Source organism: Deltaproteobacteria bacterium (assembly GCA_028818775.1).
Taxonomy (GTDB): domain Bacteria; phylum Desulfobacterota; class Binatia; order UBA9968; family JAJDTQ01; genus JAJDTQ01.
The window spans coordinates 1-6,703 of the sequence record JAPPNE010000124.1; the positions used below are offsets into that span (position 1 = coordinate 1).

8 protein-coding genes are annotated in these 6,703 nt (G+C 66.4%); 7 read left to right on the forward strand and 1 reads right to left on the reverse strand.

Features of this window, described 5'->3' with window-relative positions; all coding sequences use genetic code 11:
* Nucleotides 1-106 precede the first annotated feature (106 nt).
* From OXU42_13755 to OXU42_13785, 7 genes are all read left to right on the forward strand, one after another.
* Nucleotides 107-1,486: an aspartate aminotransferase family protein gene (locus tag OXU42_13755; protein ID MDE0030454.1), complete on the forward strand. Its 1,380-nt coding sequence runs from the start codon at nt 107-109 to the stop codon at nt 1,484-1,486.
* Nucleotides 1,487-1,635: 149 nt separating this feature from the next.
* Nucleotides 1,636-1,800: a lysine biosynthesis protein LysW gene (gene lysW, locus OXU42_13760; GenBank protein ID MDE0030455.1), complete on the forward strand. Its 165-nt coding sequence runs from the start codon at nt 1,636-1,638 to the stop codon at nt 1,798-1,800.
* A gap of 2 nt (nt 1,801-1,802) precedes the next feature.
* Nucleotides 1,803-2,669 (forward strand): lysine biosynthesis protein LysX, encoded by an 867-nt coding sequence (gene lysX, locus OXU42_13765; protein ID MDE0030456.1) that lies wholly within the window; start codon nt 1,803-1,805, stop codon nt 2,667-2,669.
* Between the two features lie 59 nt (nt 2,670-2,728).
* Complete coding sequence (argC, locus tag OXU42_13770) at nt 2,729-3,775, forward strand: N-acetyl-gamma-glutamyl-phosphate reductase (GenBank protein MDE0030457.1); 1,047 nt, start codon at nt 2,729-2,731, stop codon at nt 3,773-3,775.
* Between the two features lie 14 nt (nt 3,776-3,789).
* The gene (locus OXU42_13775) at nt 3,790-4,428 is read left to right on the forward strand and encodes a class II glutamine amidotransferase (protein ID MDE0030458.1); all 639 of its coding nucleotides are present in this window, start codon (nt 3,790-3,792) and stop codon (nt 4,426-4,428) included.
* Complete coding sequence (locus OXU42_13780) at nt 4,425-5,216, forward strand: [LysW]-aminoadipate kinase (GenBank protein MDE0030459.1); 792 nt, start codon at nt 4,425-4,427, stop codon at nt 5,214-5,216. The genes OXU42_13775 and OXU42_13780 overlap by 4 nt, the downstream gene beginning before the upstream one ends.
* The gene (locus tag OXU42_13785) at nt 5,213-6,376 is read left to right on the forward strand and encodes an acetylornithine/succinylornithine family transaminase (GenBank protein ID MDE0030460.1); all 1,164 of its coding nucleotides are present in this window, start codon (nt 5,213-5,215) and stop codon (nt 6,374-6,376) included. The genes OXU42_13780 and OXU42_13785 overlap by 4 nt, the downstream gene beginning before the upstream one ends.
* Nucleotides 6,377-6,425: 49 nt before the next feature.
* Here the strand turns inward: OXU42_13785 and OXU42_13790 are convergent.
* Nucleotides 6,426-6,703: TIGR04348 family glycosyltransferase (locus OXU42_13790; protein MDE0030461.1), on the reverse strand; the 278-nt coding region annotated here is incomplete at its 5' end.

Here is a 6,703-nt window from a genome sequence, read left to right on the forward strand (position 1 = left end):
GCGCGGACTTCTTCCACGATCTGCCGGACTTCTTCGCGCGCGAGGACGTGAGCCCCGACGTGCGCAAGAAGATCCTGTGCGACAACCCGAAGCGGTATTACGGACTATGAGCGAGCCTCTCGACCTCGAACGCACGGCGGCCATGAGCCGCGCCGACCGTGACCACCTCGTCCACGGCTTCGTGCCGCTGTCGAAGCATCAAAAGGACGGCGTGCCGGTGTTCGTCCGGGCGGAGGGAGTCTACTTCTGGGACTCCCTGGGCAAGCGCTACATCGACGGCCTCGCCACCCTGTGGAACGTCCACGTCGGCCACGGCCGGAAGGAGATCACCCGGGCCGTGGCGGAGCAGATGGACCGGCTGGCCTACGCGCCCACGCTCATCGGGCCCACTTCCGAGCCCACCGTTCGGCTTGCGTCCCGGCTCACGGAGATGGCGCCGGAGGGGTTGACCCGGGTGGTGTTCACCTCGGGGGGCTCCGAGACCAACGAGAGCATGATCCGGTTGGTGCGGTCCTACTGGAAAGCCAAGGGCCAGCCCAACAGGACGCAGTTCGTCACCCTTAACCAGGGCTACCACGGTTCCTCCAGCGGCGCGGCTATGCTCACCGGCATTCCGCTCTTCAACCAGCAAATGGAACCGGGCCTGCCCGGCGTGCACCACATGGCGCGGCCCCACTGCTACCGTTGCGAGCTGGGAAAGACCTGGCCCGACTGCCGGCTCGCTTGCGCCGACGAGTTGGAGCGGCTGGTGGAGCGGGAGGGCACGGACGCCATTGCGGCCTTCGTGGCCGAGCCCGTGCAGGGCGTGGGCGGGGTCATCGTCCCGCCCGAGGGTTGGCTCGCGAGGATTCGGGAGATCTGCGACCGGCATGGTATCCTGATGGTCTGCGACGAGGTGATCACCGGCTACGGGCGCACCGGCAGCCTGTTCGCGTGCGCGGGCGAGGGCGTCACGCCGGACGTGCTGGTCACCGCCAAGGGCATCACCAGCGGCTATCTGCCCCTGGGCGCCATGCTCTTCCGCGAGGAGATCTTCCAGACGCTCCTGGCCAAGGCCGACGACGCCTTCTACCACGGCTACACCTACACCGGACATCCGGTGGTGTGCGCGGCCGCGCTGGCCAACCTGGACATCATCGAGGGGGAGCGGCTGGTGGAGCGGGCGGCGGAGGTGGGCGCCTACCTGCAGGAGCGGCTGGCAACGCTGGCGGACCTGCCCATGGTGGGCCAGGTGCGGGGCAAGGGGCTCATCGCCGCGGTGGAGCTGGTGAGGGACAAGGAGACCCGGGAGTCCTTTCCGGTGGAACAGCAGGTGCCGCGGCAGGTCTACGACGAGTGCCTCGCCAACGGCCTGTTGCTGCGGGTGTGCGGCACCCACGCCTTGGCCGTGTGTCCGCCGCTGGTGGTCACGAAGGAACAGATCGACGACATCGTTGCCATCTTGCGGAACGCCATCACCACGGTCGCGAAGGCCGTGCTGCCGTAGCGTATCCGCGTGGGCCGAACGGCCTCGACGCCGCATACCGTCATTGTCCGCCGCATATCATCATTCCCCGCCCCATATCGTCATTCCCGCGGAAGCGGGAATCCATGGGTGGGGAGGGGTTGACACACCCCACAGGGAGGTACCCGTCAATGGTTGAATGCCCCGTTTGCGGAGCAGAATTCGAGCTCGAGGATGACGCGGTGGAGGGCGAGCTGATCACCTGCGCCGACTGCGGCACCGAGCTGGAGGTCACCAGCCTCGATCCGCCGGAGGTGGCCGAGGCGCCCTCGGAAGAGGAAGACTGGGGGGAATGAGCTTGAAGATAGGTCTGCTGCATTCACTGGTCCGGCCCGAGGAGAAGCTCCTGATCAAGGAGTTCCGGAAGCATTCCGGCGTGGAGCTTCAGATGATCGACGACCGCAAGCTGTCGTTCAACCTGGGCAGGGACCGGTTCGACCTGGACGTGGTGCTGGAGCGGTGCATCAACCACTCCCGGGCGCTGCACGGCCTTCGTCTGTTCGAGAGCGCCGGGGTGCGCTGCGTCAACTCTTCGGGTGTGGCCACGGTGTGCGGCGACAAGATACTCACCTCGGTGCACCTGCAGGAGCACGGCGTGCCCCAGCCCGAGGTGCGCATCGCCTTCACCGAGGAATCCACGCTGGAGGCCATCGAGGAGATGGGCTACCCGGTGGTGCTGAAGCCCGCGGTGGGTTCCTGGGGCCGGCTCTTGGCCAAGGTCAACGACCGCGACGCGGCCGAGACGATCCTGGAGCACAAGGCGATTCTGGGCAGCTACCACCACTCCATCTTCTACATCCAGCAGTACGTCGAGAAGACCGGGCGCGATATCCGGAGCTTCGTCATCGGCGACGAGTGCATCGCCGCCATCTACCGCTACAGCGACCACTGGATCACCAACACCGCGCGTGGCGGCCGCGCCGAGAACTGCCCGGTGACGGACGAGCTGGGGGACCTGTCGGTGCGCGCGTGCCGCGCGGCGGGAGGCGGCATCGTCGCCGTGGATCTCTTCGAGACGCCGGACGGCCTGCTGGTCAACGAGGTCAACTACACCATGGAGTTCCGCAACAGCATCGATACCACCGGCGTCAACATCCCCGGACTCGTGGTCGAGCACGTGCTCAGGGTGGGCCGGGAGGAACAGGAACGCAGGGGCGCGGCCTGAGGGGCCTGGCGGACGGGTATGCGGGTCATGGGCATGGATCGGAAAGGAACGCGCGGGCCGTGGCGGACAAGCTGAAGGTCTCCATCGTCGGGGCGTCGGGCTATTCCGGGGGCGAGCTGTTGCGCCTATTGCTGGCACATCCGCGGGTGGAGGTGTGCGAGGCCACCTCCGAGCGCTTCGCCGGCAAGTTCGTGTCCAAGGCCCACCCCAACCTGCGCAAGCGCACCCAACTCAAGTTCTGCAGGATGGACGAGTTGAAGCCGTGCGATCTGTTGTTCCTGTGCCTGCCCCACGGCCGTGCCATGGAGCGCATCGACGCCTTCCGGGCGCTGGCCCCCAGGATCATCGACCTGAGCGCCGACTTCCGGCTCGACGACCCGGGCGAATACGAACGCTGGTACGGCAAGGCGCACGCGCGGCCGGACCTCATGAGCAAGTTCGTGTACGGCGTCCCCGAGCTGCACCGCGAGGAGATACGGGGCGCGAGCCTTGTGACCGGGGCCGGCTGCAATGCCACCGCCACCATCCTCGGACTGTACCCGTTCTTCAGGAAGGGGTTGGCGGATCCCGAGCGCACGGTGGTGGAAGTGAAGGTGGGCTCCAGCGAGGGCGGCAATGCCGCCAGCGACGCCTCGCACCACCCGGAGCGCAGCGGCGCGGTACGTTCGTTCATGCCCACGATGCACCGCCACTGCGCGGAGATCTACCAGGAACTGGGCTTCGGCGAGGCCGTCCGCGTGTATTTCTCCGCCACCTCCATCGAGATGGTGCGGGGGGTCCTGGCGACCTGTCACCTGTTCCTGCGCGAGCCCCTGGAAGAGAAGGACGTGTGGAAGATCTACCGTGAGGCGTACGGCAAGGAGCCCTTCATCCGCATCGTCAAGGAAGCGGACGGCATCTACCGCTACCCCGAGCCCAAGCTGCTGAGCGGCACCAACTACTGCGACGTGGGCTTCCAGAAGGAAAAGGGCTCGGACCGGCTGGTGGTGATGAGCGCCCTGGACAACCTCATGAAGGGCGCCTCCGGGCAGGCGGTCCAGGCGTTCAACCTCATGAACGGTTTCGAGGAGACCTTGGGCCTCGAGTTCCCGGGGCTGCACCCGTAAGGCGGTCGAGGCCCATGTGCCGCCTGCTGTGCGTCAAGAACCGCGAGTCATTTGACATCGGCGAACGCCTGTCGGAGCTGGCCGAGATCGCCCGGAACAGCCCGGAGTACCAGGGGCACGGCTGGGGATGTGCCTACATTGTCGACGGAGCGTGGAAGATCTACCACGACATCAAGCCCATCTGGGAGGACGACCTGACCCGATTCGGCGCCACCACGCTGTTAGTGGGTCACGCCCGCAGCGCGTTCCGGGACGAGAACATCGTGGTGGAGAACAACATGCCGTTCTCGGATGACCGCTACGTGTTCGCGTTCAACGGCGAGCTGCGCGGCGTGCGCATATCCGCCGAGGGCCGCATCGGCGCGGAGAAGGTGTTCAATTTCGTCAAGCGCTTCGACAAGGGCGACATGGCCGCGGCCATGCGCAAGGGGATGGACGTCATCGTCCGCAGAACCCGCTACGTGCGCGCCATGAACATGATCATCGCGGACAGGGAGAACGTCTACGTGGGGTCGATGTACAACGAGGAGCCGGAATATTTCAGGCTGCGCGCGCAAGAGGACGCGGACGGTTTCGTGGTGAGTTCCGAGAGCGTGCCGGAGCAGGGGCCGTGGCGCATCATCCCCAACGACACGGTGGAGCACCTGCGATGATCCTGGTGAAGATCGGCGGCGGCGGCGACATCAACCTGCCCGGGATCGCCGAGGACTTGGCGGCGGTGTCCGACCCGTTCATCGTGGTGCACGGCGCCAACGCGGTGCGTGACGCCATCGCGGAGAAGCTCGGCAACCCCACCCAGGTGGTCACCTCGGTGTCGGGGTATACCAGCGTGCTCTCCGACAAGGCCGCGCTCGACGCCATCCTGATGGGGTATGCGGGCGTCCAGAATAAACGCATCGTCGAGCTGCTGCAGCAGAACGGCGTCAACGCCGTGGGCCTTTCCGGCATCGACGGGCGGGCCATCCAGGGACAGCGCAACAAGGGCATCCGGGTGCGGAAGAATGGCAAAACCCTCATCGTCCGGGACTTCTCGGGCAAGCCCAGGAGCGCCAACAAGGAGCTGTTCCAGTTGCTGCTCGACGGCGGCTACGCGCCGGTGCTGTCGATCCCCATCATCGACGAGCGCCACACCGCCATCAACTCGGAGAACGACGACATCATCAACGTGCTCCAGGCCGCCTTCCACGCCGAGGTGGTGCTGCAGCTCATCGAGGCCCCCGGCTTCCTGGCCGACAAGGACGACGAGAGCACGGTCGTGCCCGAGATCCGCGCCGGGGAGCTGGAGCAGCGGGAAGCGCAGGTGGAGGGGCGCATGAAGCGCAAGATGCTGGCCCTCCGGAAGCTCTTCGAGGAAGGCGCGGAGAAGGTCATCATGAGCGACGGCCGTACGGAGCATCCGGTGCGGGACGCCCTGGCGGGGAAAGGAACGGTGATCCAGTGACGGACTTCAAGGAGCTGCAGCAACAGCACGAATTCGACGTCTACCCCAAGCGCGACATCGTCCTCGTGCGCGGCGAGGGCGCCAGGGTTTGGGACGACGAGGGTAGGGAGTACATCGACTGCGTGGCCGGCCACGGCGTCGCCAACCTCGGCCACTGCCATCCCAAGGTGGTGCAGGCCGTAACCGAGCAGGCCCAACGGCTGGTGAGCTGCTCCGGGGTCTTCTACAACGACGTCAAAGCGCGCCTGCTGGAACGGCTGGCCGGAATCACTCCCGGCAACCTCAACCGCGCCTTCCTGTGCAACTCCGGAACCGAGACCATCGAGGCCGCCATCAAGTTCGCCCGCTTCGCCACCGGCAAGCAGGAGTTCGTGTGCGCCATGCGCGGCTTCCACGGCCGCACCATGGGAGCGCTGAGCGCCACCTTCACCAAGGAGTACCGCGAGCCCTTCGTACCCGTCGTGGACGGCTTCCAGTTCGCGCCCTTCAACAACTTCGCCAAGCTCGAGGAGAAGGTGAACGACAATACCGCCGCGGTCATGCTGGAGATCGTCCAGGGCGAGGGCGGCGTGAACCTCGGCAAGGCCGAATTCTTCGAGCAGGTGAGCGACCTGTGCAAGGAGCGGGGCGTGCTCCTCATCATCGACGAGGTCCAGACCGGCTTCTGTCGCACCGGCAAGATGTTCGCCTGCGAGCATTTCGGCGTGGAGCCCGACATTCTGTGCCTGGCCAAGGCCATGGCCGGCGGCATCCCCATCGGCGCGGTGGTCTGCTCCGACAAGCTCGAGGTCCCCGTGGGCCGCCACGGCAGCACCTTCGGCGGCAACCCCCTGGCATGCGCCGCTTCTCTGGCTGCCATCGACGCCATGATCGAGGAAGGCTTGGCCGAAGCCGCCGCCGAGAAGGGCGCCTACCTCCTGGAGCGCCTCAAGGCCGCGGACCTGCCGAAGGTACGCGAGATCCGCCAACTCGGCCTGATGATCGGCATCGAACTGAAGGAAAAGTCCCAGCCCCACCTCGTGCGCCTGATGGAGAAGGGCGTACTGGCGCTGCCCGCCGGCGCTACCGTGGTGCGCCTGCTGCCGCCCTTGGTCATCAGCCACGCGGAACTGGACACCGTGTCCGAGACGCTCATCGAGGTTCTGTCGGAAGGCTCGTAGCGCGCCTCGGGCGCTTCCGCGAGAATGACGGAGGAGCCCTACCGCGTGATCAACGCATGACTTCGCGCACCAATCCCTGCCAGGTGCGGATCTCCCGGTCCGGGTTCACCAGCGGGGCGACCTCGGCGCAGTGGCGCGCGAGGCTCTCGTAGAAGGCCGGGTCGTTCTCGGCGCGGAGCAGCAGGCGCTTGAGGCCGGCGGTGTTGCCCAACTCGTAGTAACCCGGATAATCGTCGCCGAGGGTGCCTATCAAGCCCGAGATCCGGGACGCGGCCACGGGCACGCCGGAGGCCAGCGCTTCGCACAGGACGTTGGAGCTGCCTTCCA